Source organism: Blastococcus goldschmidtiae, from assembly GCF_031845325.1.
GTDB classification, from domain to species: Bacteria; Actinomycetota; Actinomycetes; order Mycobacteriales; family Geodermatophilaceae; genus Blastococcus; species Blastococcus goldschmidtiae.
In genome coordinates this window covers 1-25,073 of record NZ_JAVREI010000022.1, presented here as the reverse complement: position 1 = coordinate 25,073, position 25,073 = coordinate 1, and the positions used below count along the sequence as shown (strand labels likewise).

30 protein-coding genes, 1 tRNA gene and 1 pseudogene are annotated in these 25,073 nt (G+C 71.3%); 11 read left to right on the top strand and 21 right to left on the bottom strand.

Features of this window, described 5'->3' with window-relative positions; genetic code table 11:
• Window positions 1-11 precede the first annotated feature (11 nt).
• From RM425_RS20310 to RM425_RS20300, 3 genes are all read right to left on the bottom strand, one after another.
• Window positions 12-1,004 carry an ABC transporter permease gene (locus tag RM425_RS20310; protein ID WP_311347048.1) on the bottom strand — a complete coding sequence of 331 codons (993 nt, stop codon included), beginning with the start codon at window positions 1,002-1,004 and terminating at the stop codon, window positions 12-14.
• Window positions 997-2,226, bottom strand: coding sequence for a quaternary amine ABC transporter ATP-binding protein (locus tag RM425_RS20305; RefSeq protein ID WP_311347047.1), 1,230 nt, complete (start codon window positions 2,224-2,226; stop codon window positions 997-999). The genes RM425_RS20310 and RM425_RS20305 overlap by 8 nt, the downstream gene beginning before the upstream one ends.
• Before the next feature lie 272 nt (window positions 2,227-2,498).
• Window positions 2,499-2,801 (bottom strand): hypothetical protein, encoded by a 303-nt coding sequence (locus RM425_RS20300; protein WP_311347046.1) that lies wholly within the window; start codon window positions 2,799-2,801, stop codon window positions 2,499-2,501.
• Between the two features lie 93 nt (window positions 2,802-2,894).
• On the opposite strand from RM425_RS20300, the gene RM425_RS20295 reads away from it, so the two are divergent.
• Window positions 2,895-3,098, top strand: coding sequence for a DUF5703 family protein (locus RM425_RS20295; RefSeq protein WP_311347045.1), 204 nt, complete (start codon window positions 2,895-2,897; stop codon window positions 3,096-3,098).
• Here the strand turns inward: RM425_RS20295 and RM425_RS20290 are convergent.
• On the bottom strand, window positions 3,091-3,942 hold the full coding sequence (locus tag RM425_RS20290) for a pentapeptide repeat-containing protein (protein WP_311347044.1): 852 nt from the start codon (window positions 3,940-3,942) through the stop codon (window positions 3,091-3,093). The two genes, RM425_RS20295 and RM425_RS20290, sit on opposite strands and share 8 nt — an antisense overlap.
• 126 nt (window positions 3,943-4,068) lie before the next feature.
• On the bottom strand, window positions 4,069-5,025 hold the full coding sequence (locus tag RM425_RS20285; RefSeq protein ID WP_311347043.1) for an NADPH:quinone oxidoreductase family protein: 957 nt from the start codon (window positions 5,023-5,025) through the stop codon (window positions 4,069-4,071).
• A 120-nt stretch (window positions 5,026-5,145) separates the two neighbouring features.
• Here RM425_RS20285 and RM425_RS20280 point away from each other — a divergent pair, with 120 nt between their 5' ends.
• Window positions 5,146-5,721, top strand: a complete 576-nt coding sequence (locus RM425_RS20280) for a class I SAM-dependent methyltransferase (protein ID WP_311347042.1) — start codon at window positions 5,146-5,148, stop codon at window positions 5,719-5,721.
• Here the strand turns inward: RM425_RS20280 and RM425_RS20275 are convergent, their stop codons facing one another.
• From RM425_RS20275 to RM425_RS20265, 3 genes are all read right to left on the bottom strand, one after another.
• On the bottom strand, window positions 5,722-6,162 hold the full coding sequence (locus RM425_RS20275) for an SRPBCC domain-containing protein (protein WP_311347041.1): 441 nt from the start codon (window positions 6,160-6,162) through the stop codon (window positions 5,722-5,724). It lies immediately after the preceding gene.
• A gap of 93 nt (window positions 6,163-6,255) precedes the next feature.
• Window positions 6,256-7,062, bottom strand: a complete 807-nt coding sequence (locus RM425_RS20270; RefSeq protein ID WP_311347040.1) for an SDR family oxidoreductase — start codon at window positions 7,060-7,062, stop codon at window positions 6,256-6,258.
• 7 nt (window positions 7,063-7,069) lie between these two features.
• Window positions 7,070-8,389 (bottom strand): M20/M25/M40 family metallo-hydrolase, encoded by a 1,320-nt coding sequence (locus RM425_RS20265; RefSeq protein ID WP_311347039.1) that lies wholly within the window; start codon window positions 8,387-8,389, stop codon window positions 7,070-7,072.
• A gap of 105 nt (window positions 8,390-8,494) precedes the next feature.
• Between RM425_RS20265 and RM425_RS20260 the strand changes: the two genes are divergently transcribed.
• Window positions 8,495-9,577 (top strand): GGDEF domain-containing protein, encoded by a 1,083-nt coding sequence (locus RM425_RS20260; protein ID WP_311347038.1) that lies wholly within the window; start codon window positions 8,495-8,497, stop codon window positions 9,575-9,577.
• A 55-nt stretch (window positions 9,578-9,632) separates the two neighbouring features.
• Window positions 9,633-9,720, top strand: a tRNA-Leu gene (locus tag RM425_RS20255).
• 98 nt (window positions 9,721-9,818) lie between these two features.
• On the opposite strand, the gene RM425_RS20250 is transcribed toward RM425_RS20255, so the two are convergent.
• The 11 genes and pseudogenes from RM425_RS20250 to merA all read right to left on the bottom strand — a co-directional run bounded on the left by RM425_RS20250 (window position 9,819) and on the right by merA (window position 18,138).
• Window positions 9,819-11,021 (bottom strand): tyrosine-type recombinase/integrase, encoded by a 1,203-nt coding sequence (locus tag RM425_RS20250; protein WP_311347037.1) that lies wholly within the window; start codon window positions 11,019-11,021, stop codon window positions 9,819-9,821.
• Between the two features lie 376 nt (window positions 11,022-11,397).
• A complete protein-coding gene (locus RM425_RS20245) occupies window positions 11,398-11,706 on the bottom strand; it encodes a hypothetical protein (RefSeq protein ID WP_311347036.1) in 309 nt (102 codons plus the stop codon).
• A 24-nt stretch (window positions 11,707-11,730) separates the two neighbouring features.
• Window positions 11,731-11,799 (bottom strand): annotated as a pseudogene (locus tag RM425_RS21755) (hypothetical protein); the annotation flags it as partial.
• 208 nt (window positions 11,800-12,007) lie between these two features.
• A complete protein-coding gene (locus tag RM425_RS21815) occupies window positions 12,008-12,151 on the bottom strand; it encodes a hypothetical protein (RefSeq protein WP_311347035.1) in 144 nt (47 codons plus the stop codon).
• A gap of 189 nt (window positions 12,152-12,340) precedes the next feature.
• Window positions 12,341-12,994: an organomercurial lyase MerB gene (merB, locus tag RM425_RS20235; RefSeq protein ID WP_311347034.1), complete on the bottom strand. Its 654-nt coding sequence runs from the start codon at window positions 12,992-12,994 to the stop codon at window positions 12,341-12,343.
• Between the two features lie 41 nt (window positions 12,995-13,035).
• The gene (locus RM425_RS20230) at window positions 13,036-13,542 is read right to left on the bottom strand and encodes a DUF1440 domain-containing protein (protein WP_311347033.1); all 507 of its coding nucleotides are present in this window, start codon (window positions 13,540-13,542) and stop codon (window positions 13,036-13,038) included.
• A gap of 49 nt (window positions 13,543-13,591) precedes the next feature.
• Complete coding sequence (locus tag RM425_RS20225; RefSeq protein ID WP_311347032.1) at window positions 13,592-14,941, bottom strand: dihydrolipoyl dehydrogenase family protein; 1,350 nt, start codon at window positions 14,939-14,941, stop codon at window positions 13,592-13,594.
• On the bottom strand, window positions 14,938-15,984 hold the full coding sequence (locus tag RM425_RS20220; RefSeq protein WP_311347031.1) for a cytochrome c biogenesis CcdA family protein: 1,047 nt from the start codon (window positions 15,982-15,984) through the stop codon (window positions 14,938-14,940). The genes RM425_RS20225 and RM425_RS20220 overlap by 4 nt, the downstream gene beginning before the upstream one ends.
• A 2-nt stretch (window positions 15,985-15,986) precedes the next feature.
• On the bottom strand, window positions 15,987-16,334 hold the full coding sequence (locus tag RM425_RS20215) for a TlpA family protein disulfide reductase (RefSeq protein ID WP_311347030.1): 348 nt from the start codon (window positions 16,332-16,334) through the stop codon (window positions 15,987-15,989).
• The gene (locus RM425_RS20210; protein WP_311347029.1) at window positions 16,307-16,642 is read right to left on the bottom strand and encodes a hypothetical protein; all 336 of its coding nucleotides are present in this window, start codon (window positions 16,640-16,642) and stop codon (window positions 16,307-16,309) included. Before RM425_RS20210 ends, RM425_RS20215 begins: the two co-directional genes overlap by 28 nt.
• Window positions 16,643-16,764: 122 nt before the next feature.
• Window positions 16,765-18,138: a mercury(II) reductase gene (gene merA, locus RM425_RS20205; RefSeq protein ID WP_311347028.1), complete on the bottom strand. Its 1,374-nt coding sequence runs from the start codon at window positions 18,136-18,138 to the stop codon at window positions 16,765-16,767.
• A gap of 110 nt (window positions 18,139-18,248) precedes the next feature.
• On the opposite strand from merA, the gene RM425_RS20200 reads away from it, so the two are divergent.
• The 4 genes from RM425_RS20200 (at window position 18,249) to RM425_RS20185 (ending at window position 21,328) form a co-directional block, all read left to right on the top strand.
• Window positions 18,249-18,638 (top strand): heavy metal-responsive transcriptional regulator, encoded by a 390-nt coding sequence (locus tag RM425_RS20200; protein WP_311347027.1) that lies wholly within the window; start codon window positions 18,249-18,251, stop codon window positions 18,636-18,638.
• Window positions 18,639-18,943: 305 nt separating this feature from the next.
• Complete coding sequence (locus RM425_RS20195) at window positions 18,944-19,396, top strand: hypothetical protein (protein WP_311347026.1); 453 nt, start codon at window positions 18,944-18,946, stop codon at window positions 19,394-19,396.
• A gap of 68 nt (window positions 19,397-19,464) precedes the next feature.
• The gene (locus RM425_RS20190) at window positions 19,465-20,760 is read left to right on the top strand and encodes an alpha/beta fold hydrolase (RefSeq protein ID WP_311347025.1); all 1,296 of its coding nucleotides are present in this window, start codon (window positions 19,465-19,467) and stop codon (window positions 20,758-20,760) included.
• A gap of 364 nt (window positions 20,761-21,124) precedes the next feature.
• Window positions 21,125-21,328 carry a zf-HC2 domain-containing protein gene (locus RM425_RS20185; protein ID WP_311347024.1) on the top strand — a complete coding sequence of 68 codons (204 nt, stop codon included), beginning with the start codon at window positions 21,125-21,127 and terminating at the stop codon, window positions 21,326-21,328.
• Between the two features lie 371 nt (window positions 21,329-21,699).
• Here the strand turns inward: RM425_RS20185 and RM425_RS20180 are convergent, their stop codons facing one another.
• Together RM425_RS20180 and RM425_RS20175 are read right to left on the bottom strand one after the other, a co-directional pair.
• Window positions 21,700-22,233 carry a proton-conducting transporter transmembrane domain-containing protein gene (locus RM425_RS20180; protein ID WP_311347069.1) on the bottom strand — a complete coding sequence of 178 codons (534 nt, stop codon included), beginning with the start codon at window positions 22,231-22,233 and terminating at the stop codon, window positions 21,700-21,702.
• Window positions 22,234-22,510: 277 nt separating this feature from the next.
• Window positions 22,511-23,092 (bottom strand): TetR/AcrR family transcriptional regulator, encoded by a 582-nt coding sequence (locus tag RM425_RS20175; RefSeq protein WP_311347023.1) that lies wholly within the window; start codon window positions 23,090-23,092, stop codon window positions 22,511-22,513.
• A 102-nt stretch (window positions 23,093-23,194) separates the two neighbouring features.
• On the opposite strand from RM425_RS20175, the gene RM425_RS20170 reads away from it, so the two are divergent.
• The 3 genes from RM425_RS20170 to RM425_RS20160 all read left to right on the top strand — a co-directional run bounded on the left by RM425_RS20170 (window position 23,195) and on the right by RM425_RS20160 (window position 24,918).
• A complete protein-coding gene (locus RM425_RS20170; RefSeq protein ID WP_311347022.1) occupies window positions 23,195-23,437 on the top strand; it encodes a hypothetical protein in 243 nt (80 codons plus the stop codon).
• A 41-nt stretch (window positions 23,438-23,478) separates the two neighbouring features.
• A complete protein-coding gene (locus RM425_RS20165) occupies window positions 23,479-23,979 on the top strand; it encodes a hypothetical protein (protein ID WP_311347021.1) in 501 nt (166 codons plus the stop codon).
• Between the two features lie 606 nt (window positions 23,980-24,585).
• Window positions 24,586-24,918 (top strand): C40 family peptidase, encoded by a 333-nt coding sequence (locus RM425_RS20160; protein ID WP_311347020.1) that lies wholly within the window; start codon window positions 24,586-24,588, stop codon window positions 24,916-24,918.
• Window positions 24,919-25,073 lie beyond the last annotated feature (155 nt).

Sequence of the window (25,073 nt, the reverse complement as noted above, 5' to 3'; positions counted from 1 at the left end):
GCCGCTGCAGGTCAGCGGCGGCCTGCGGGCTCCGGCGCCGGGTGCGGCGCCGTGCCGGTCGTCGGATCGGCCGTGGCCGGGGTGGCGCTCGGTGGGCGGCGGCGCCGCTGGGCGAGCGCGGCGACGATCCCGCGTCGTCCCTGGCCGCTTCCCCCGAAGGACGCGGTGAGCCGGTCGAGGTAGATCGCCAGGATCACGACGGCCAGGCCGCCCTCGAAGCCCAGGCCGACGTCGAGCCGGGAGATGCTCCGCGAAACGACGCCGCCCAGGCCGCCGGCGCCGATGATGCCGGCGATGACCGCCATCGACAGCCCCAGCATGATCACCTGGTTGACGCCGGCCATGATCGTGGGACGGGCCAGGGGCAGCTCGATGCCACGGAGGATCTGTCCCGGCGAACTGCCGAACGCCTGCCCGGCCTCCACCGTCTCCCGGTCCACCTGCCGGATCCCCAGCTCGGTGAGCCGCACCCCCGGCGGCAGGGCGAAGATGATCGTGATGATCGTGCCGGGCACGACGCCGAGCCCGAAGAAGACCACGCCGGGCACCAGGTAGACGAAGGCCGGCATCGTCTGCATGAAGTCCAGCACCGGGCGGAGCGCTGCGCTCACCCGGTCGCTCTTGGCCGCGGCGATCCCGAGCGGTACGGCGATCACCACCGAGACCAGGACCGCGACCAGCAGCAGGGCGAGGGTCTCCATGGACTCGGTCCACAGCGCCATGCTCTGGATCAGCAGCAGGCCGGCCAGGGAGCCCACCGCGAAGACGACCGAGCGGACCAGCAGACCGACCCCGGCGAGGAGCAGTGCCAGCACCAGCGGCGGGAAGAACAGCAGGCCGTCGGTGAGGCCCTCGACGGCGGCGAGCGTGACGTCGCTGACCGCGTCGATGGCCGGCTCGAAGTTCTCGCGCACCCAGTCCAGGCCGGTGTCGATCCAGTCGCCCACGGGGATGCGGGGCAGCGGGCTGTCCTCGACGGCGAGGACGGTCGTCGGCTCAGCCACGGGAACCCTCCAGCAGCTCGGCCCGGTCGTCGACGGAACCGGCAGGGGGGCGCCCGTCGTCCGTCGCGCCGGCCAGGGCCCCCAGGACGGCTCGCGCGTCGACGAGCCCGCACGGACGGCCGGCGTCGTCGACGACGGCCACCGGGGCGTAGCTCGCCCCGGCGGGGCCGAGCAGCTCCGCCAGCGTCGCGGTGGCCGGCACCTGGGCGGCCGGCGGACGGACGGCGGCGGTCACGTCTCCCGCGGCCGCGCGCAGGTCCGCGGCGCTGACCACGCCCATCAGCTTCCCGGCCCGGTCCACCACGGCGAGGGCGGTGACGCCGCGTCCGCCCAGGGCCTCCAGGGCGACGGCCGGGGGAACGTCGACGGGGACGACGGAGACCGGAGCCATCACGTCGGCTGCGGTGTAGACGCGGGCCCGGTCGACGTCGGCGAGGAAGCGCTCGACGTACTCGTCACCGGGGTCGTCCAGGATCGACTCGGGCGTGCCCAGCCGCACGACGCGCCCGTCCCGCATGACCGCGACCCGGTCGCCGAGCCGCATGGCCTCGTTGAGGTCGTGGGTGATGAAGACGATGGTCTTGCCCAGCCGTGCCTGCAGCTCCAACAGCTGGTCCTGCATCTCACGCCGGATCAGCGGGTCCAGGGCGCTGAACGCCTCGTCCATCAGCAGGACGTCGGCCTCCGACGCCAGCGCCCGGGCCAGTCCCACGCGCTGCTGCATGCCGCCGGACAGCTCGTCGGGGCGCTTGTCGGCCTGTCCCTCGAGGCCCACCATCGCCAGCGCCTCGTTCGCCGCGGCCAGCCGGGTGCGCCGGTCGACGCCGCGGACCTCCAGCGCGTAGGCGGCGTTGTCGACGACGCTGCGGTGCGGCAGGAGCGCGAAGTGCTGGAAGACCATGCTGATGCGGCGCTGCCGCACCTCGCGCAGGGCCTTGCCGCTCAGTGCGGTGATCTCGTCGTCCCCGACGTGCACCGTGCCGGCCGTGGGCTCGAGGAGCCCGTTGAGCATCCGCAGCAGGGTCGACTTGCCGGAGCCCGACAGCCCCATGACGACGAAGATCTCGCCCGGCTCCACCGCCAGGCTCACGTCGATCACCGCGGGGGTACCACCCTCGGCGCGGATCTCGTCGGCCGAGGCGCCGGCGCGGAGCCGGTTCACCGACTGGGCAGCATGCCGACCGAAGACCTTGTACAAGCCGTCGACGCGTAGTGCGGTCACATGTTCCTCTCGCCTCGAGTCCGTCGGTCGGACGACCGACGGCACCGGTGGTCCGGGGATGCGGGAGCACCTCCGACCAGCGGTGACCGGCGCCACGGGACGGTGTCCCGCCCTCCGGCGGGCCCGGTCACGGTGGCCCCGGCACGCCCGTCGGGCCGCCCCTGGGGCAGCCCGACGCTCGACGCTACCGGCGAGTAGGCCTCCGAAGACCCGGAGATTGGAGATCGACGGGTTTCCGCAATGCGATCGTCACATGTAACCGACGCCCAGCGTCAGCCGCGCAGCTCGTCCTCGTCGGTCGGCACGTCGGTCGCCTGCTCCAGGAGGTCGGCCTCGTTCGCCTCGCGGTCGCCCAGCGGGCGAGCCGGGTTCCCGGCCTCGCCGGGACGGGCGGCCAGCTGCTGCTCGAGGGCATCGGCCTCGGGAACGCCGTCCCCGGGACCCGCGGCCTCGCCGGCCACGGAGGGCGCGGCCGGGTCGACGAGGGTCTCCTGCTCCGCGCGGTCGGCGTCGTCGGCAGCACCGGGATCGGTCACGTCGTCCTCCGTCGGGTCGGTGGTCAGGGCGTGGTCCATCCTGCCGAACGTCGGCCGGTCCGGCAGGGCGGCTGGTGTCGGCCGGTCCACGACGGCGTGACCAGCGCGCATCCGCCAGGCACAATCGGGTCGATGGAGGCGTCCACGGAGTACGAGTTCGCGCCGCTGCGGATCCCGCCGGGTACGTCCCGGTCCGCGGCGGCGACCATGCTGAGTCTCCAGTCCGACCTGGGCGGCTGGGAGCTGGCCCGGCTGCAGCTGCACCCGGACGGCACCCGGAAGGTGATCCTCCGGCGCCGGTCCCGGCTGTCCTACCTGCCCGGTCCGGTCATCTAGGCGGCGTTCCCCCGGCCGGGTCCTGCAGCCAGTGCGCGGGCTGCCGGAAGCCCGGCGGGAGCGTCGTTGCGGCGTCGCCTCGTGCCGCCTCCAGCTGCGGTCGGGTGAGGAACAGGCAGGCCGACAGGTCGGTCCCCCGGACGTCGGCCGCCCGGAGATCAGCACCGAGCAGGTCCGCCGCCCCGAGATCCACCCCGCGCAGGTCGGCACCGATGAGGTAGGCGCCCCGCAGGCTCGCCCCGCGCAGTCGCGACCGGCGCAGGTCGCGGCCCATGAGGTCCGCGCCGCGGCGGTCCGGGCCGGCCGGGCCGCGGACGGCGTCGCTCACCCGCTGCAGCAAGGCCCCCACCGCGGCGCGGTGGGCGCCCACGTCCAGGGGCCGCAGCCCGTCGGCGTCCAGCCCGGCCAGCCGCTCGGTGTGCGCCCGCGCGTCCTCGATCTCGGCGTGCAGTGCCGCGGCGTCCGGCAGCGTCGCCGCCTCGGCCAGGTACCAGAGGATCTCGTGCAGCTGGCGCATCACCGGCAGGACGGCGAACTGCGCGGCGGCCAGCTCCGGCGACTCCCGCCAGCTCCGCCCGCCGAACGTCTCCTGCGTGATCCGCTGGCCGGCGCCGAAGCAGTCGAAGACCGTGCAGCCCGGGAAGCCCGCGGGCCGCAGCCGGTCGTGGATGCCGCAGCGGAAGTCGTCCTGCAGGTGCCGGCAGGGCGTGCCGGCGGGCTTGTGTATCGCGAAGTCCGCCGAGGCGGTGAACGCCGGAGCCACGCAGCAGAGCCCGGCGCACCGGCTGCAGTCGGCAGCCAGCCCGTCCCGTGCAGGGACGACCCGCAGCGGTGGGAACGTCATGGCCTGGCCAGCGTAGGCGCGGCGACGGAGCCGCCCGCCGTCGAGCGCGGGGAACGGCACCTCCGTGCGCCCGGTACGACGTGCGGAACCCCGCGCTCGGCGCCCCGAGCCACCGGACGCGACGACCTACGGGACGAGGACGACCTTGCCGACGGTGCCGCGATCGCCCAGCCGTGCCAGGGCCTGCGGCGCCTGGTCCAGCGGCAGCACGTCACCGACCAGCGGATCGATGAGGCCCTCGTCGACCAGCCGGACGAGGTCCTCGTGGACCTGCGGGAACAGCGCCGGGTCGTGCTTGCGGTAGAGGCCCCAGTGCAGCCCGACGACGCTGTAGTTCTTCACCAGCACGTGGTTGGCCGGCGCCGACGGGTGCACACCGCTGGTGAAGCCGACGACCAGCAGCCGCCCCTCGAAGGCGATGCACCGGCGCGACTTGTCGAACACCTCGCCGCCGACCGGGTCGTAGACGACGTCCGCGCCGTGGCCGCCGGTGATCTCCTTCACGATCGGGACGAAGTCCTCGGTCGTGTAGTCGATGACGTGGTCGGCGCCGAGCTCGCGGCAGATCTCGGTCTTGCGGGCCCCCCCGGCCGTGGCGATGACCCGCGCGCCGGCGGCCTTGCCGAGCTGGATGGCGGCCGATCCGACGCCTCCGGCGCCGGCGTGCACGAGCAGCCACTCCCCCGCCTGCAGATGGGATCGGCGGTGCAGGCCGACGTGCCCGGTCGAGTACGTCAGGTAGAGCGAGGCGGCCTTCTCGTCGGAGAGCCCTTCGGGCGCGGGGTAGGCGGCTGCGGCGTCCATCACCGCGTACTCGGCGAACGCACCGGGCCCGCCGGCGGGCGACCCGATGACCCGCTGCCCGGTCCCGACGATCTCGCCGCAGAGCTCGACACCCGGGGTGTACGGCAGCGGCGGCTTCTCCTGGTACAGCCCCTGGGCCATGAGGATGTCCGGGAAGTTGAGGGCGGCGGCCCGCACCTTCACGAGCACCTGCCCCTCGCCCGGCGTCGGGATCTCGACCTCGTCGAAGCTCATGACCTCCGCGGGGTCGCCGAGCTCGTGGACCCGCCATGCACGCATGCCCCGACCCTGCCAGATGCAGGGTGACGACCGTCACCTGCCCCCGGCCTCCGCTCGCTGGGCTCCCGGCGGCATGACAGTGTGCTGCCGACGACGCCCGGCCCGAACGGTGAGGACCGCATGAGACAGCACCTGACGGACCCGCTGCGATTCTTCGCGGCCTTCGTCGCGCACCCCCGCCAGATGGGCGCCGTGCTGCCCACCTCCCGCGCCGCGGTGCGGGACATGCTCGACCTGGCCGACGTCCCCGGTGCCGACCTGGTGGTCGAGCTCGGAGCGGGCACCGGCTCGCAGACCGGCGAGATCCTGGCCCGGTTGCGGCCGGGTGCCCGCCTGGTGGCCGTCGAGATCGACCCGAAGCTGTCCGCGCTCCTGGCGAAGCGGTACGCCGCTGACGACCGGCTGCAGGTCGTCACCGACTCGGCCGAGAACGTCGACGCCTACCTGGACGGGCAGCGGGCCGACGTGCTCGTCTCGGCGATCCCCTTCACCTCGCTCGACGGCAAGCTGCGGCAGCGGATCCTGGACGCACTCCCGGGCCTGCTCACGCCGCAGGGCGTCATGGTGCTGATCCAGTACTCGCCGCTGATGATGGGCGAGCTCCGCCGCCGGTTCCGCTCGGTGCGCTGGCGGATCACGCCGTGGAACGTGCCGCCGGCGTTCCTGTTCGCCTGCTCCCAGGACGACGCCGCCTGATCAGGCGCGCGCGTCCAGCACCTGCTGCCGCAGGGCGTCGTTCATCGCCCGGAAGCCGGCCAGCGTGCCGCCGTCGAGGAAGCCCCGGAGCGGTCGCACGAGCACGCCGCTGAAGGACTCGCTCTGCACCAGCCGCGTCCCCTGCGCGGTCGGCGTCAGCTCGAAGCGGTGCCGCCCGTCGAAGAGCCCGGGGACGCCGAGGTGTCCCAGCCACTCGAACGCCGAACCCTCGACGACCTCGGTGACCGTCGGCCGGATGGGCAGGGCGCGACCCCCGGGCGGCTGCAGGCGCAGCGAGAGCCGCTCCCCGGGACGCAGCTCTCCGGACGCGGAGGGGATGAACGGGTTCCAGTCGGCGTAGCCGGCCAGATCGGTCAGCCGCGCCCAGACGGCGTCCGGCGGCGCCTCGATGTCGACCGCTGCACTGATCCGGTGTCGCATCGAGGCACCTCCGTGACGCTCCTGGTCCGGGCCGGTGCAGTCTGGCCGACCGGACGCCGTCCGTGGGGGTGTGCGTCCCCCTGCGGGAACCGATCAGGTCGCCGAGCCCGGGCGCAGCGCACCGGGGACGCCGGCGGTCTCGCCGGTCGCCGTCTTGGCCGCGGGCACACCCTTGAACTTGTAGGGCACCGCGCCGATACCCGGCTGGACGATGTAGGCGGCCCCCGGCTCGCCCGAGGTCCACGCGGCGATCATCGCGTCGGCGACCTCCTCGGCGGAGAGGATCGGGAAGTTGTTGTCCAGGAAGGTCTGGCGGATGCCGTCGATGATGGCGGTGTCGGCGAAGCCGGGGCAGATCGCCGTCATGGTGATGTTCTCGTCGATCACTCGCGCGGCCATGGAGCGCACGAAGGTGATCGCCCCGCCCTTGGCCACGCTGTAGCCGGGGTCGGTGGCCAGCGGCGCCAGACCGGCCAGGGACGCGGTGACGACGATCGAGCCGCCGCCGGCGCGGCGCAGCGCGGGCAGGGCCGCCTCGGTGCCGTAGACGACGCCGAACAGGTCGATGTCCATGACCCGGATGAACTCGTCGACGTCGAGGGCCATCCGCGACTTGCCGGCGATGCCGGCGTTGAGGAAGGCGGCGTCCAGCCGGCCGTGGTCGGCCTCGACCTGGGCGACGACGGCGGCGTTGGCCGCGCGGTCGGCGACGTCGAGGACGACGAAGGGGCAGCCGAGCTCGTCGGCCACCTGCCGGTTGCGCTCGCTGTCGAGGTCGGCGAGGACGACGGTGACGTCGAGCGCCTTCAGCTTGGTGGCGAGGGCGCGGCCGAAGCCGCCGGTCCCTCCCGTGATCAGCGCGACGGAACCGGGCGTGGGTGCAGGCGTGGTGGAGGTCACCCCGTCATCATGCCGACCGCAGGAAGCGGTCCAACACCCGGACGCCGAACGTCAGCGACTCCACCGGCACCCGCTCGTCGATGCCGTGGAACAGCGAGGCGAAGTCGAGGTCGGCGGGCAGCCGGAGCGGCGAGAAGCCGAAGCAGCGCATGCCGAGCCGCTGGAAGCTCTTGGCGTCGGTGCCGCCGCTCATGGTGAACGGCACCGGGCGCGCGCCGTCGTCCTCGGCCTTGAGCGCGGTGACCATCTGGTCGACCAGCGGCCCGTCGAACGTCGTCTCCACGGCCTGGTCGTGGACCAGCCACTCGCGCTGCACGCCCTCGCCGACGAGTGCGGCGAGTTGGCGCTCGAACTCCTGCTCCTCGCCGTAGAGGAAGCGGCCGTCGACGGTGGCGCTCGCGGTGCCCGGGATGACGTTGGCCTTGTAGCCGGCCTCGAGCATCGTGGGGTTGGCGGTGTTGCGCAGCGCCGCGCCGATCATCCGGCTGATGCTGCCGAGCCGGGCCAGCGCGAGCTCGGGCTCGGCCGGGTCGATCTCGATGCCGTAGGCCTCCTCCACGGCCGCGATGAACTGACGCATCGGCGGGGTGAGGGTGAGCGGAAATCGGTGGCTGCCGATCCGCGCGACCGCCTCGCAGAGCCGGGTGACGGCGTTGTCGTCGTGGACGAAGGAGCCGTGCCCGGGCTTTCCCGCGGCGGTCAGCCGCATCCAGGCCAGCCCCTTCTCAGCGGTCTGCACGAGGTAGAGCCGCAGGTCGTCGCGGACGGTGATGCTGAAGCCGCCCACCTCGCTGATCGCCTCGGTGCAGCCCTCGAGCAGGTCGGGGTGCTCGTCGACGAGGAAGTGGGCGCCGAGCTTCCCGCCGGCCTCCTCGTCGGCGACGAAGGCGAGCACGATGTCGCGGTCGGGCTGCACGCCGGTGCGCGCCCAGTCGCGGACCAGCGACAGGACCATCGCGTCCATGTCCTTCATGTCGACGGCGCCGCGACCCCAGATGTAGCCGTCGCGCTCCTCGCCGGAGAAGGGGTGCACGCTCCACTCGGCCGGATCGGCGGGGACGACGTCGAGGTGGCCGTGGACCAGCAGCCCCGGGCGGGTGGGGTCGGCGCCCGGGATGCGGGCGACGAGGCTGGCCCTCCCGCGCTCGGACTCCACGATCGTGGACCCGATGCCGACCTCGTCGAGCTTCCCGGCGACCCACTCCGCGGCGGCCCGCTCCCCCGCGCTCGTGGCGGTGCTGCCGGTGTTCGTCGTGTCCATCCGGATGAGTTCGGAGAGCAGCCCCGCGACCTCGTCCTGGGCGCCCGCACCGCTGATGCTGTCCACGTCCCGAGCGTAGGGGCGGAGCGCCGTGGCCGTCGGTGCCGGCCCCGGCCGGCGCACACGGGCCGGATCGCCTGGCGCGAGCGCAAGACGGGCTACCCCGGCGGGGTGAGCACCCCTCGTCCGGGGCCCCGGCGCGCCGATGTCCGGGAGGTGAGCATCGGGGCGTTCGTGCGCGCGCGGGAGCCGGAGGCGGCGGCCCGCAGCGCCGTGCTCATCCTGGTGGTCGCAGCACTCGTCCTTGCCGCGTTCAACGTCGTCCAGCCGCTGGCGTACACCACCGTCGCGACCATCGCGGGCCGGGCGGCCGTCGGCCTGGTCCTGGCGATCGCCGGCGCGGTGGCGCTCGCCCCGGCCGCCCGGCTGGACCGCATGGGCGTCTTCGCGATGATCGCGGTCGGCGGCGTGCTCCTGATCTGCGGGCTGAACGTGCTGACCGAGGACCCCTCCGCCGCATCGCAGGCCTTCCTCGCCTTCCCCGTGCTGTGGGCGGCCTCGCACCTGCGACGGAGCGCCGTGGTGCTGGTGACGAGCGCTGCGGTCTGCGCCAACGGCGTCGCGCTGACGCTTCTCCTCCCGTTCGACGCCGCGATGACCGACGTCGTCTTCCTCGGTGCCGTGCTCGTCGTCATGGCCGTCCTGATCGTGCGGGCCAACACCACCCAGGCCCGCCTCGTCGCCGCCCTGCAGGAGCAGCTGACCGTCGACTCCCTGACCGGTCTGGCCACCCGCCGGGCCTTCGACGGCGCGCTCGAGGCCGCGATGAGCCGGTCGGTGCCGGGCGGCACAGCGCTGGTGCTCATCGATGTGGACTCGTTCAAGGCCATCAACGACACCCACGGCCACCCGGTGGGCGACGACGTCCTCGTGCATCTCGCGGCCGCGCTGAGCAGCCGGGTCCGCGCCGAGGACGCCGTCCTGTCGCGGCTGGGCGGGGACGAGCTCGCCGTCCTCATGCCCGGCTGCGACCGCGCGGTCGCCGCACACCGCGCCGGTGACCTGCTCGAGGCGGTCCGGGCGGCGCCGATGACCATGGCCGACGGGACGCTCCTCGCGCTGTCGATCAGCGTCGGAGTGGCCCACGTGCCGCAGCACTCGGACGACCGGCGCGGCCTGTACACCGCAGCCGACGCCGCCCTCTACGACGCCAAACGGACCGGTCGCGGACGGGTGTCGGTCGCCGCGGCGTGAGCGCCGGGGGGTGCACCGCGGGGTCGAACCGGTCCGGTAGTCTTGCCCCGCACTCGTCCGGGTGGCGGAATGGCAGACGCGCTAGCTTGAGGTGCTAGTGCCCTTTATCGGGCGTGGGGGTTCAAGTCCCCCCTCGGACACCACATCGCCCCGGTGTTTCTGCAGGTCAGAAGCCCGGGGCGACGTCGTGTCCGCGGTCTGAACCGGCTCGTGATACCCGCGTGATACTTCGCGCGCCCGGTCAACCCCTCAGCAGCGCGGCGAACCGGTCGGCCGCCTGGCGTCCCATGCCGGGGTGCACGTGCTGGTAGACGGTGAGCGTGATGGTCGCGCTGGCGTGCCCGAGGCGCTCGGAGACCACCTTCACCGGCTCGCCGGCGGCCAGCAGCAGGGTGGCGTGGGTGTGGCGCAGGTCGTGCAGCCGGATCCTGGGCAGCTGGTCCTCCCCCAGCGCCCGGCGTGCCTGCACGACCTGCTCGACGAACCGGCGCGAGTATCGCTCGGGATGGCGGTGCGTGCCCTCGAGATTGCCCAGCACGAGCGCGGCGTCGCGCACCAGATCGAGCGCCAGCCGGCCTCGGGCCGCGCGGTAGGCCCGCAGGCTGGCGACCGTGTCCGCGTCGATATCCACCACGCGCGCCTGGCCGGTCTTCGTCGACCCCTCGACGAGCTGCTCGCCGGCGCCCTTGGCCTTGACCACGCCGAGGCTGCGCCGGACCTGCAGCCGGCCGGCGTCGAGGTCGACGTCCCGCCAGCGAAGGGCCAGCGCCTCGCCGCGGCGCATCCCCGTCGCGGCCAGCAGCCGCCATCCCATGGCGAGGTCCGCATCGCGAGCCTGCGCCCAGCGCAGGAAGCGCCCGAGCTCGGCGGCCGTCCAGGCCTGCATCTCCGGAGGCCGGGCCTCCGACGGGCTCGGCGGTGTCGACCGGTCGGTCGGGTTGACCGAGAGCCGCCCCTGTTTCACCGCGTCGCCCAGTGCCGACCGAAGGATCGTGAACACGTAGCGCACGGTGCGCGCGGAGAGGCCGCCCTGGCCGTCGGCTCGGCCGGACTCCTCCAGCATGCGCATCCAGGCGTCCACCGACGGACCGGTGAGCCGGGCGACCGGCTGTGCACCGAGGTATGGATCGACGTGCAGCCGAATGTTCTTCCGGTAGGAGGCCAGCGTGGCCGGGCTGAGCCGCTGTCCTTGGATCCACTCGGCGAGGTATGCATCGAGACGCTGCTTCGACGGCTCGACCCACTCCCCCATCTCCGCCTTACGGACCTCCGCGCGCAGAGCCGCAGCGGCGTCCCTCCTGGTCTTGAAGCCGCGTTTGAGGACGACGCGCCTTGTCCCGTCCGCCCGCTGAGCCGTGAACTTGATCAGGAAGCGCGGACCAGCTTTGGTCATGTACTCGCTGATCCCGCCCTCGCCCGCCTGCCGTCTCCGTGGCTTCGCCATCGCAGACCTCCATCGTTCGACTCCGACCACCCGCTGCCAGCTGGATGACTGCTACAGGCAGCCACTGGTACGTCTACGGAACAAGCAGGCGCAGCCCGGCGGCCGGCACCGGCTTGCATCTGTGGACGCGACCCGACGCTGTGGACCACGGTCAGCACCAACTGCGCGGCCGAGCGCCAGTACCGGCGATACCCTTCACGAACGGCCTACCGAATTCCTCCCGTTCTTCTCCGGTAGGACCTCCAGGGGGTAGTTCGCGCGCCGACGAAGCCGATCGCCTGCCTCGGCACGCCGTTGACGTAACAAAGACTGCTGCCATGAAGGGATGCGGCGAGATGTCCGGGGCTTCAAGCTGGCCATGCGGGTTTGATCCCCGTCACCCTCCAGACAGAGGCGAAGTCGACGCCGACCACCCCGCCGAGAACCATGACGCTGCTGAGCACGCGGTCGAGTTCGAGACCTGTTGGGAGGTGATGATCCGGCCGCCGATATCGACGGTGTCCGGGGGGGATGAGCCGCCCCAGCCGTCGATAAGGTCGATCTTCCGGGCGGCTCGAGGCTCTGTAGGCCGTTGTGCAGGCGGGCCGACGACGCCGTTCTTGTGGCTGTGCAGGGCGGACATGTCGATGCTGCTGAAGGTGCTGAGCACGCCGACCGCGTGGCTGTCCCGCACGGTGTCGGCCACCTCCGCCGAGTGCAGCAGTTCCTTGGTGGGGATGCAGCCGCGGTGCAGGCAGGTCCTGCCGAGCTTGTCGCCTTCGACGAGGGCGACGCGTATGCCAAGCTGGGCGGAGCGCAGAGCGGCCGCGTAAAGCGGCGCTTCCTCCGCCGAGGACGACGACGTCGTGAGACATGAAAGTCCTGGCTTGGAGCGGGGCCGACATGTCTCAGGGACGGAGGTCGCGGAGCTACAGGCCGAAGGCTCCGCCCTCGACGAGGATGACGATGCCCAGGCCGATCAGGACGAGCGGGAACAGCAGGTGCTCCTAGCGCTCGAGGACCCCGGCGATCGCCTTGCGGGTGGCGAAGAAGTGCGCCGCGGCGACCAGCACGGCCACCAGGGCGAGAAAGACGACCGAGTAGGCAAGGATGCCGGCGGTGCCGACGGGGGCGAACACCGGCACGTACACGCGATGTTGTCCCCGCCGTTGGCGAAGGTGACCGCAGCGATGGTGAGGGCGCTCAGCGTCTTGCCCCTGACTTTGCCCTCGTCATCGTCGCCATCGTCATCGCTGCGCCGGACCCACCATGCCGCGACCAAGCAGCGCTGCGATCTCACGGCAGATTGGGACCCCAGCGTCCCGGCGAAGAACTGGGCGTCAGCAGCAGCTCTGCGAGATGTTGCCTCGGCTGGCCGACCTCTGCTCGAGCATGCTCATGGCCATGGTGTTGGCAAGCCGGTAGGCATCTTCGACGGACATGACCTCTCCGTCGGGGTGGTTCTCCAGCCAGGGCTGAGCGTCGTCTGCAGAGGCGAAGAAGTGGACCTGGTTGCAGAACGCCGAGCGCACTGAGCTCATGTCGTCGGGATTGATCAGCGACACCACGGCCGTGGCGGGTTCGACGTGCGTGACCGCATCAGCACCGACACGGACCCGCACCGGCGTTCCACTCGTCGGCGAGACCGACTCGACCACCGCCGTCTTGTCCAGCAGGCTGGGGAACAGCAGGGTGTCCAGGGCACACCAGGTGTACAGCTGGACACCGTCGACGGAGAAGCGGTGACGGGTCGGCCGCTGGGTCAGGCCCTGACCGACGATGCGCCCGTCCTCGTCGTACTCGGTGTCGGAAATCGCCGCCAAGGCTTGGCACACGTCGTCGGCGGGCCGACCGGTCACGGCGGCGAGCTCGGCAGCGTCGACCGGCTTGCCGTTGGCGAGCAGCTTCATCAACGGCAGCCACAGCGCGGGCTGGAGGCCTGCCCCTTCGGCTGAGTTCAAGCGGTTGGTGAGCTCTTCGGCAGTTTTCGACATTCGTCCCTTCCTTCGCTGCTGCGATGGGCTTGTGCTGCGGTTCAGGGGCGAGTGCCGGTGATCCGCCAACCGGTCTCGACGACGGCGGCGGCCGCGAGGCCGAACGTCAGGTGGGCGAGGAAGCCGCGGACGTGGGTCACCAGCGGGTAGTCGAGGTTGGCGGCACTGAATCCGAACGCCGGGGTCATCAGCTCGTCGGCGACCACGCTCATCGCCGCGCCGGTGGCCAGCGCCGCCGCGGCCGGGCCCAGGCCGGTGCGGCGGCGGAGCAGCGGGTACAGCGGTGCCCACTGGATCGCCAGGCTGTAGTGGAACGCCAGGCTGAGCCGGTCCAGCTGCTCATCGGTGAACTCCAGTCCGAAGACCCCGGTGAGCTTCTCGGCCGCGATCCGGTAGGGGGCGCCCGGTCGGGCCGCGTCCTCCCGGGCGCGCGCGGCCGGCGACTCCAGCTCGTAGAGCTTCATGCTGACCGGTTCCATCGCCTTGGTCCCGACGTAGCCGGCGACAGCGGACAGCGCCAGATCGATCAGCGCGCGGGTCGGTTTCACGACAGCTCCTTCTGTGGGTGGAACACCGTGACGAACAGGTGCAGGGTCGTCACAGGTCGAGGGCTTCAAGCGCGGCGAGGTAGCCCTCGGTGTAGGTGGGGAACTGGGCGACCTGGTCGAGCAGGACGTCGATGCCGATGCCGGCGCGGATGGCCAGCGACGCCTGGTGGATCCACTCCCCGGCCTGCGGCGCGACCGCCCAGGCGCCCAGCAGGACGCGGCGGTCGGGGTCGGCCAGCAGGCCGAGGTGGCCGCAGGGGTCGCGCTCGTAGGTCCAGGGCCGGGCGATGGCCTGGGCCAGGTCGACCTCGGCGGTGACCGTTCGCAGACCCTGCTTGTGGGCCTGGGCCTGGGTGAGGCCGGCGGCGGCGATCTCGGGGGCGGCGAACACCACGCGCGGGATGCCGTCGTAGCGGGCGGGGTGAGGCCGGCCGAGGATGGCGTCGGCGACGATGCGGCCCTGGTACTTGGCGACGTGGGTGAAGGGCAGGACGGCGGTGACGTCACCGATCGCCCAGACCCCTTCGGCGGCCCGGCAGTGCTCGTCGATGAGTACCTCGCCGCGTTCACCGAGTTCCACCCCCACCTGCGCCAGCCCCAGGCTGGCGGTGCGGGGGTTGCGGCCGGTGGCGAGGATGACGACATCGCCCTGGACGGCGGTGCCGTCGTCCAGCTTCAGGACGCTGTGAGCGCCATCGCGGTGCGCCTTCGTAGGGCTCGTGCCGGTCCGCACGTCGACACCCGACTTCCGGAGATAGGTCGCTGCCAGTTCGCCGACGCGCGGCTCCTCCCGGCCCAGCAGCCGGTCCCCACGCTGGACGAGGGTGACCTGCACGCCGAAGCGGGCCAGGAACTGGGCGGTCTCCACCCCGGCGGCGCTGCCGCCGACGATGACCGCCCGGGCCGGGAGATTGGTAGCGGTGTAGGTCTCTCGGTTGGTCCAGGTCGTGACGTCGTCGAGGCCGTCGATGGGAGGGGTGTGGGCGTCGGAGCCGGTGGCGACGATGAGGTGGTCGGCGGTGAGTTCCTGCCCGTCGACGACGATCCGCCCCGCGCCGGAGATCTGGGCCTCGCCCTTGAGCACGAGGGCACCCTGCTTGCCGTAGCCGGCGACCTGGCCGGCATCGTCGAGGTGGCGGGCCATGTAGTCGCGGTACTCGCGGGCCTCCGCCCAGTCCAGCTGTGCCCCGCCGACCCCGGCGGCGCGCTCGACCTCACCGGCCGCCTCGGGCGGCCGGAGCACCGTCTTCGACGGGATGCAGGCCCAGTAGGCGCACTCGCCGCCGATCAGCTCCCGCTCCACGACGGCCACGCGCTTGCCTGCGGCCAGTAGCCGGCTGGCCGCGACCTCACCGCCCGGACCCATGCCTAGCACGGCGACGTCGACATGCTCGCTCACGCGGTACTCCCTCGATCCGACTCGTCCCCACCACGGTCGTGGTGGCTGTGTACACCCGGCGTTGCGGGCAGGCGGTCCGGAGTGCCCGGCTCATGGCGTTCCGGCCGGCCGGTCATGCTCACGACCTGGGCCGTGGAGCAGCAGGCACCCGGTGCGGCTTCTTCGGACCGGCCCATTGCCGGGCCGGTGTCTGACGTCCGCCGCGTCCGGCGGCGCCAGAGGAGCAGTACCACCGCGACCAGGACCAATCCCACTGAGACGGGGACGAACCAGAGAAAGATCGGTTCCAGCAGAGCCCGCGCCTGGGTGGCCGCCGCGGTTACGCGCCCGCTCAGGGCCTGGACCGCGGAGGTATCCCGTACGCCGACGAGGTTTGTCAGGACCAGGTAGGCCCCCGACAGCACCAGCAGGACGCCGGACAGCGGCTCCATCACCGGTAGTGCACGCCGCAGCGAGGTGGACAGGGCCGAACCGGCGAGAGCGGTCGACACGGCTAGCGACGTCAGCAGGGTCGCCGCCCCGGCGGCGTAGACGGCCAGGACGGCGAGCATGCCCGCCAGGCTTCCGGTGGCCAGCGCCTGGGCGACCACGGCGAGCAGGATGGCGATGGTGCAGGCCACCGACGCGATGGCGTAGCCGGCGCCGAAGGCCACGAGCCTGGAGCGGCCTCGGCTGGCACCCGGATGCAGTCTCTGCAGGCTCCCCAGTCGACCTACCGAGGGTCGGCGACCGGCCAGCACGGCCACGCCCACCCCGACCAGGACGAGCCCCACGAGCAGCGCCGCGGCGGGCACGAAGCGCACCAGGGAGCGTAGGCCCAGGGCGACCAGCAGACCCGCCGTCATCAGCACCCCGGCGAACCCGGCGCTCACCGCCCCGCCGGTGACCAAGCCTCTCCACAGCAGGTTCGGCACCGTGGTCGGACCCCGGCGCTCCTCGTCGCCGAGCTGGTAGCCGAAGAACGCCGGCAGCAGGCCGAAACCGCACGGGTTCAGCGGCGACAACAGGCCGGCGCCGAAGGCGAAGGCGAGCACGGCGGTCACGCTTATGCCCCCGCGGCGGTCAGCGCGTCGGCCATCGCCTGCTCGTCCACCGGGCCGCGGTAGACGATCTCGCCGTTGCGGTCGACGACCAGCACGCTGGCCGACATCGAGAAGGCGTCGAAGCGGGTGGTCAGCGTGCTCTGCGGATCCAGCGCCAGCTGGAAGTCCCGCGCTCCGGCCTGGCCCACGAAGTCCTCCACCCTGGCGCGGTCGGCGGTGGGGTCGGAGGCCACGGCGAGGACCGCCACGTCGGCGAAGCGTTCCTGCAGGCCGGCGATCGTGCGGGTGTCGGCGATGCAGGTCGGGCACAGATCGACGAAGGTCAGGATCGTAGGAGTGCCGTTGGGCATCTGGAAGGCACCGCCGGACAGCGTAGGAACGGTGAACAGAGAACCTGCTCGCCCAGCTCCGGCCGTCCGCTCCCCTCCGATCGTCCGCCGCTCGCCGCGCCGCCGTCGAGATCGGCGCCGGTGGTCACCCCGGCATCGGGGCGGTTCAGACCGGTGACCGCCACGGCGCCGAGCAGGACGATCGGCACGGCCACCGCCAGCGCCACCCACCAGCGGACACGGGTCCTTGCTCCGGGGGCCGGTGACGGCATCGAAGTGGTGGGCCCACCGGGGGCCGACGGATCGCCGTCGTGGTTCTGCTTGGTCATTCGGTTCCTCACGTACGTCGCGCGCCGGTGCTCGGCAGGGGTGGTCGGCGCGGAGGATGGGCGAAGGCACGGGCGGGCCGACCGGGGGATGACAGCGGCCTGTTGCGCGTCGTCTCGGCCGATCAGGCGCAGCAGGAGGTGGGCATCTGGTTGCGGAACAGGCCGGCGGCGATGCGCAGGCTCTCGGCCATCGTCAGATACGGCGCCCACGTGTCGGCGACGTCGTCCACCGTCATGCCGGCCTTGATGGCGTAGGTCGCCGCCAGCATGATCTCCCCGGCACCGTCGGCCAGCGCGTGCACACCTAGCACCCGGCCGGTGCCGGCGTCGGCCACGACCTTCACCGCGCCCCGGGTGTCCCGGTTCGCCAGCGCCCGGGGCACGTCGGCCAGGCTCAGCACCCGGCACTCGCAGCGGTGCCCAGCCGCGAGCGCCTGGGCTTCGGTCAGGCCGGCCGAGGCCAGCTGCGGCCTGGTGAAGACCACCCCCGGCAGCCCGGTGTAGTCCACCCGCGCCTGCGGTGCGCAGCAGTCCTCCCGGAGAGCGTTCAGGGCGGCGGCCCGGCCGCCTGCGGCGGCCACGTAGACGTACTGCGGAGCACCGGAGACGTCACCCGCGGCGTAGATCCGGGGATTGGAGGTGCGCTGGTACTCGTCGACGACGACGAAACCACGGTGGTCGGCCTTCACGCCCGCCGCATTGAGGCCGAGGCCATCGGTACGCGGACGCCGTCCGGTGGCCAGCAGCAACTGCTGGCCGGTGATCTGCCCACCTGACGTGGTGGTCACCACCACCTCCCCCGCTTGACCGACCACCGCGGTGGCGCGCTCCTGGACCACCGTGACGCCGTCCTCGGCGAAGACGCCGGCGAGGAGCTCGGCCAGCTCGGGCTCGGCCAGGGGAGCCAGCCGGCCGACGATGGTCACCCTCGCCCCGAGGTGGGCGAACAGCTGGGCCTGCTCCATGCCGACGTAGCCGGCGCCGATCACCACCAGTGACTCCGGCAGCTCGGTCAGCTCCATCGCCGTCGTGGAGGTCAGGTACGGCACGTCCGGCAGCCCGGGCAGGTCGGGGACGTCCGGGACCGCGCCGGTCGCGATCAGGTAGGCCCGGGCCCGAAGCGGGCGGCCGTCGACCTCCAGCGTCTCCAGGTTGCGGAACCGGACCCGACCCGGCTGTACCGGGAATTCGTAGGCGTCGGCGACGTCGGCGTACTTGGCCTGCCGCAGCCGACCGACCAGCTCATCCTTCTGCGCCACCAGGGCCGCCAGGTCTACGCCGCCGGCCGACGTCTCCACACCGGTGAACGGATGGGTCGCCGCGCCGTGTCGGGCGCCGGCCGCGGCCAGCAGCGTCTTGGACGGCACGCAGCCGACGTTCACGCATGTTCCGCCCAGCGTCCCCTGCTCGATGAGCACCACGCTCGCGCCGGCCTGGCGGGCGGCGATCGCCGCGGCCATCGCCGCGCCGCCGGATCCGATCACTGCCAGGTCCACGTCTTGCTGGCTGTCCACTCTGTGCCTCCCGCGGTTGCCGATTACGTGTCAGTCTGGGGATTCCCCTATAGGGGAAGGTCAAGTCGAGACACGGAGAGACGAGCCGTTGGATGAAAATCGGGGAACTGGCCGCGGCCACCGGAACGACGACCAAAGCGCTGCGCTTCTACGAGCGGGTGGGGTTACTGCCCGCGCCGGAGCGCACCCCCGCCGGTTACCGGGACTACAGCGGCGACGCGGTCGCTCGGTTGAACTTCATCCGCCGCAGCCAGAGCGCCGGCCTGGCCCTGGCCCAGATCCGAGAAATCCTCGACATCCGCGACGCCGGCCAGGCCGCCTGCCACCACGTGCAACAACTGCTCCAGGATCGGCTGGCCGGCATCGACGGGCAGATTGCCGACCTGATGGCACTGCGCGCCACCGTTGCCGCGCTGCACGACCATGCCACCACCGTCGAGCCCAGCACCTGCGCCCCCGCCATCGTCTGCCGCTACCAATGACGGTTGTAGATGCGGTGGCTGAGCCGTGCCCCAAGCCAGTTCGAGATGAAGTCCGGTCCGTGAGCGGGTAGTGATGTGACCTGCGGCCCCAGGCCGGCGAGATTCGCGCCTCCTACGACCGCTCCTGTACTGCGCTCAGCGGTTGGGCCAGATCTCAGTGATCCTGTGCACTGATGACTCCCACGCAATCCGACCGCTCCAGGTCGACGGACGACGACTGGGGCCGGGAACCGGGCCGGCGGCCCCCACTGCCGTCCTGGGTTCCGTTGGCGTGGTGGGCCGCTCTAGCCGTCACCCTGACATCCGTGGTCGTGGTCCTGGTGCGCCCGCCCGGACCGCTGGATCAACCCGATCCGGCACGCCAGCGCGACGGGCTGTTGCTCGAAGGCCCCCTGGTGCCGTCGACCGTTACGGGTGTTGAGTTCGGCCGCAGTCCCGTGGTGCTCCTGTTCGACCGAGAGCCACCCGACCGGCAGGAACTGGCTAGCTGGCTCGGCGAGGTGCCGCGCCGCGCCGAGGTGCAACTCATCCTTCCGGAGCCGCCCGCCGCCTTGGTCGACCCAGGACTCGTCGAGGTCGTCGTCGATCCGGACGGACGCCTTGCCGATGCGGTTGCCCTGCCCGCCCCCGTCGACGGCGGTCCGGGCATCGGCTACGCCGTCGTCGACAGCCGACGGCAGGTGCGTTACTCCACCCTTGACCCCGCCTACCTGGTCAACGCCTTCGAGGTCACGACGATCCTGAAGTGGGTGCCATGAGGCGGGCTCGAGGACAGTGGCCGCGGGCCTACCGGCCACTTCATCTGCAGACGCTCCTCGTCCAGGCCGTGGTACTGGTCGGCGCGGAGGTGGCCCTCTACACCTCCTACTCCGCTCATGACGCCCATTTCCATTGGGCCACCCACGTCCTGGTCGCGCTGCTGGCCACAGCACTCTGGCAGAGCCTGCACCTACTGGTGGCCGCACGGCCCGCCCGCGGGCAACTCCTCACTGTCCTGCTGTTCCACCTCTGGGCGATGTGGCCCGATCTGATCTTCCGGCTCGGTGTGCCGCATTTCCGATGGATGGACGTGTTGGCCCTCGGGCATGTCAGTGCGCACTACATGCCGGGCGGGGACACGACCTGGCTCGTCCTCGCCCTGACCGCGGTGGGGGGCTACGCCGTCTTACTGCAGCGATGGCTGGCCGCCCGACACGCCGAGGCCACCGCCGGACTGCCGCCGGCCCTGGGGATCGGCGGCGCCGGAATCATCCGGCCCCAGATGGATCCGCGCACGCGCTCGCTGGCGCACGAGCATTTCGGCACGTCCGCGAGCGACCCACTGGTCTTGTTGCATGGGTTGGGAGCGACGGCCGCGACGTGGCGGCCGGCCGCCCAAGTGCTGGCGCAGGCCGGTCACAAGGTGCTCCTGCCGGATCTGCTCGGCTTCGGCTCCTCGATGCGGCTCGGCACCAGGTTCGGTCTCGCCGACCAGGCCGACGCCGTCCTGAGGCTGCTCCAGCACCACGGACTCGACCGGGTACATCTCGTCGGGCACAGCTGGGGGTGCCTCGTCGCCGCCGCGGTCGCCGAGCGAGCGCCCGAGCAGGTGTCCCGTCTGACCTTGGTTGAACCTGCTGTCTTCGCCGACCCTGATACGGCCCGGGCGCGATTCGCTCGCCGCTCATGGCTGGCACGGGCCACAGTCGACGACTCCGGTCTCGGCGGACTCGTCTGCGGAACCATGTGCCTGCTCCGTCCAGCGTTTGCCCGACTCGCTCCGCGGCTGGAACCGGACGTCCCCGAGGAGGTCGCCCGTGAGGGGGTGCAGCACTCCTACCCGGCCTACCGCGATGCCTTGCGGAGCATCTGGGAGGACAACCCGCTGCCTGCCCTGCTGCGAAGCCCGCGCCACCCGGTGCACGTGATTGTCGCCGAGCAGGACGAGACGGTGCTGCCCGGGGATGTCCTCGACCTCGAACTCGCGGCCGGAATAGAGACCACCCGTGTGGAGGGCACCCACGCGCTGCCCTTCGACCGTCCACAGCTTACCGCTGGATTGCTGATGTCAGGGATCGCTGGATCAGAGAGAATCGGGCCAGCCCACAGCCCTTCGGCTCTCAGTGACGACGGCGACGGATAGACCGGCACCTTCGCCATGCCCTCCGCAATCGGCCCCCGGGCCGCAGGAACCCGAGGAACCGGGAGCCTCCCTGCTGACTGCCCACCGTCCCGACCTACCGATCGGGGGTGACCTCAGCCGGGATGGAGCGGACTTCGTTCCTGGGACCGTGGACCGGCTTGCCTGCAACACGGCAAAACCGCGGACCTCAACCCTCTTGAGTCCTGCTCCCGGGACGGGGCCACCAGCGGACGCCCGCGAATCTGCTTGACAGTCGCGTGTGCCGGATTGGCCGAGGCGGCTCAAACCCGTCTACTATCCTGCTTAATAGAGCTGCTCAAGACCGCAACGTGGAAGACCTCAACGGAGTCCGGGAGGTGGCACCGTGAGGTACTCACCTCGCGAGACCCATCGTGAGCTGCGAGAGCAGCTCGGCGTCTTCGCATTAGGCCACGGCGACGCCGAGGAGCGGGCCACCGTCAGGTCGCACTTGAACAAGTGCGCTGCCTGCCGCGCCGAATTGGACGAGCTGGCAAAGGTGGTCGCCCTGCTGGCCGCGGTCAGTCCCGCCAATCTTCGTCAGGTCTGAGTTCCTCAGACCGCGGGGCGGCGCAGTCGCCCGCTAGCCAGAATCAGTTCGTCGCGGAACGCTGCGAAATTGCGACGCCGTTGAGATCCACCCAACCTGCTCCAGTCGCACGTCTCCGACCGCACCCGCAGGCGATGCGTTCCGCGTGGACCGCTCTGGCGGGACTGGCCGCAGTCGGCCCCGGCGTCGGCGGGCTGCTGGCCGACGCCCTCGGCGTCCGTGCTGTCTGCCTGCAAGCCGCATGACTGCTGCTCGCCGCGACATCGCCGTCAGTCGCGCCACCGACCGACGGCAGGTCGACGCGGGCATCGCTTTGCACTCCAAATCTTTCGCCGAGTTGATGCACCGACGTCCGGGGTCGTCGTCCTCGGTCAGGTTGACAGGGCGAAGGCGAGCCACCACCCCGATCCCAGACCGAAGAGCAGGGACATGACCGCGGCTCCGTGCAGCAATCCGGTCGGGACGCCACGCCGGGTCCGCTGCGCCGTGCCCGCCGCGGTCCGTGGACCACTGCCCGCCCCCTCCTGCATAGACGGTGCTGCCGGCACCCCGGCGAACGCGGGGGCGACCCAGCGCAGGTAGTAGAAGAGGCTCGCCACCGTGTTGACGGCCGCGACGACGACAAGCCAGACGAGCCCGCCGTCCCAGGCTGCCGCTAAGACAGCGAGCTTGCCGAGGAAGACCGCGGTCGGTGGGGTCCCGACGAGGCCGAGCAGGCAGACCACGAGGCTGACGACCAGCCATTGGTGGCGACCGACCGCGGTCGCCCAGTCGGTGATCGTGCGCGCGGCCGGGGCCGCCGCGACGGCGGCCAATGCACCGACGTTGGTGACGGCGTAGCCGGCCAGGCGGATCGCCAAGGCGGGGATGGCGGGCCCGGTGCAGGCCGCGACGGCGACGACCATCGACACCGACCCAGAGCTTCAACACCACGCTCGGCGCGTAGAGAAGGACGACGATCTCGACGAGATCGCCATCGAGTGCGCCTCGCTGGCGACGGCGTCCGCTTCGAGCACCTCACTACTGCTGAACAAGACGAAGTCGTTCGGCGCCTCCCCGAGCGCGGCAAGTCCATCCGCGGCATCGCCGAACAGCTCGCCACCACCAAATGCACGATCTCCCGTCGGCGCGCGTCAATCAGCGCCGCATGACCATGTGAAGCCAGAGGGGGGTTGCTGACTGCTACCTGAGCGACGGCCGCATCCCGGCCAGAGTTACTTCGACCAGGCGGCGGACGGCGTCCTCGGACGGCAGGTTGCTCGCCGCACCCAGGGCGTGCAGGCAGAAGTTCGCCAGCTCGTTCGGCGAGACGTCATCGCGTAGCTGACCCGCAGACCCCACGTCGGCCAGGAGGTCGCGGAACAGGTCGACCAGCTGCTGCTGCGCACGGGCAACGTGCTCACCCCGGTGTAGCAAGGCAGACAGCTCCGGGGGCCCGTGACGGGCACGGTTGTGCGCAATGAGCGCATAGGCCTCGAGCACGGCTTCCAGTCGCTCGTTCGCCGTCCCGCCCCTGTCCCGAAGCTCAGCTAGCCGTTCGAGGTGAGCGGCGACGTGACGCTCATGCGCGGCCGACAGAATCGCTTCCACGTCTGGGAAGTACTTATACAGCGTTGCGCGCCCGATGCCGGCCGTTTCGGCGATCTCGGACATCGTGACCGCGAGGGCCCCCCGCTCGGTCACCAGCGCCCATGTGGCGTCGACGATCGCTTCATGGACCGACCGTCGATGCTCTTCGACTGTGCGACTCCACAGCTTGGGCACCCACGCATCCTACGCGACGACGCGGCAGCGACGGTGTGATTTGGTGCGGACATACTGTATCGATAGAGAGATAACGGTTCCCACCCCTAAAGGAGGACGTCGATGCCCGAGCAACCCCCCACCGTCGATCCGGACAGAGGCGGCAACCCCGGATCACCTCCCGGCATGCCCCGCTGGGTGAAGATCTCCGCCCTCGCCGTGGGCGCTCTGGTCCTGCTGTTCCTGATCTTGCAGATCGCCGGCATAGGCGGCGAGCACGGACCTGGTCGACACATGTCGGGCAGCGCGCCCGGCTCGGCCACCACGACGGACGGACCGTCACTGCCTGTCCGCGGCCTGGGCTGACGATGCCCCCGCGCCTCCGCAAGGCGGTCCTCACTACACACGTGGTGTCGTCGGTGGGCTGGATGGGCGCGGTCATCGCGTACGTCGCCCTAGACGTCACCGCTTCGACCAGCGCAGATGCCGACCTTGTCCGAGCCGCCTACCTCGCAATGGAAGTGACCGCGGTCTCCGTGATCGTTCCACTTGCGATCACCTCGGTGCTCGTAGGAATCGTGAACGCGCTGGGGACACCGTGGGGATTGTTCAAGCATTACTGGGTTCTCGTGAAGCTGCTGTTGACCCTGGTCGCCACTGCCGTGCTTCTTCTGGAGAGTCGAACGATCAGGTCTCTGGCGAGCGCTGCGAGGACGGTTGGTGACCCACGCACACTGCCCGGCACGTTGCCTCACTCCATCGGCGGCCTGGCGGTGCTTCTCGTGGTCATGATCCTGTCGATGTACAAGCCCAAGGGCGTGACCCGGTACGGATGGCGCAAGCAACGGCGCCTACGGGAGGGCGCCGCAACGTCCCCGTCGCTGCCTGCGGAGCGAGGGACCACCTGAACTACAGCCGCTAGGGCCCACCTGGGTAGGCATCCTGAACCGGTTCGCCGGTGGCCCCTCGCTGCAGAAAGTCTCGCCCTCGAGCAGCCAGATCCCCACACGCCCACCGGTGCGCCTGTGACCTCGCTGTTCCCATCCATGTCCCGCTCGATCAGCATGCGGATGACGCCGGAGCGGCGTAGCGACGGACCCTGATTACCTCGAACCTCCCACCAGCCGTCGCGCCTTCTTACTAAGGTCGGTAGTTGTGAACTGTCGACGGCTCCCGGTTAACGTCGGGGCTCTTCGCCCACTCGGCGTGGGCCCGCGACTGGTCGCTCGCCGACCCCGAGACCATGGTTTGGGCTGATGGATTCACTCTCGCAAGTCCGGTCGCGCATCGCCGAGATCCAGTCGGCCTTCCCGGTACCAGCCCGGGCCCCGATACCTACAAGTAGCGATTGGACAACGGTGGCGGCCAGCGCTGGGCTCGGAGAGGGCGCGGCCACTACCGCCACTGACATTGCCACCGCGAGGAATGCCGTCACTCTCCCAGCCACTCAAGCGGCGACCGGCACGTCGGCGAGCGCCGCCGCGGTCCTGGCGAAGGCTGGGGACTATCTCGGCGTGCCCTACCTGTGGGGCGGCACGGACCCGAGCAAGGGGCTCGACTGCTCCGGCTTCACGCAACTGGTCTACAGGAGTCAAGGCGTGGAGCTCCCCCGCGTCTCCTCCCAGCAGGCGACCGCCGGCCGTGCCGTCGGGTCCCTGGCAGAAGCACGACCCGGCGATCTTCTCTTCTTCGACTACTCCCCCACACGGCCAGGCATCGACCACGTCGGCATCTACGCCGGTGAAGGCAAGATGATCGCCGCGCCGCAACCGGGGGACGTCGTCAAGGTGCAGGAAGCCGGCCAACCGACCGCCATCCGCAGGGTCCTTCCGGGCTCACCTGCCTAGCGTCAGGTGAGCCCTCGTACGGGCGATCGGGACTGCCCAGACTTCAGTTGACTCTTGTTCGTTGGGGGCAGTCAGGCCGCGTGAGCGGCCTGGGTCAGTGTCTCGAACTCGATGGGGGTCATACGGCCGAGGGCGTCTTGGCGCCGGCGGCGGTG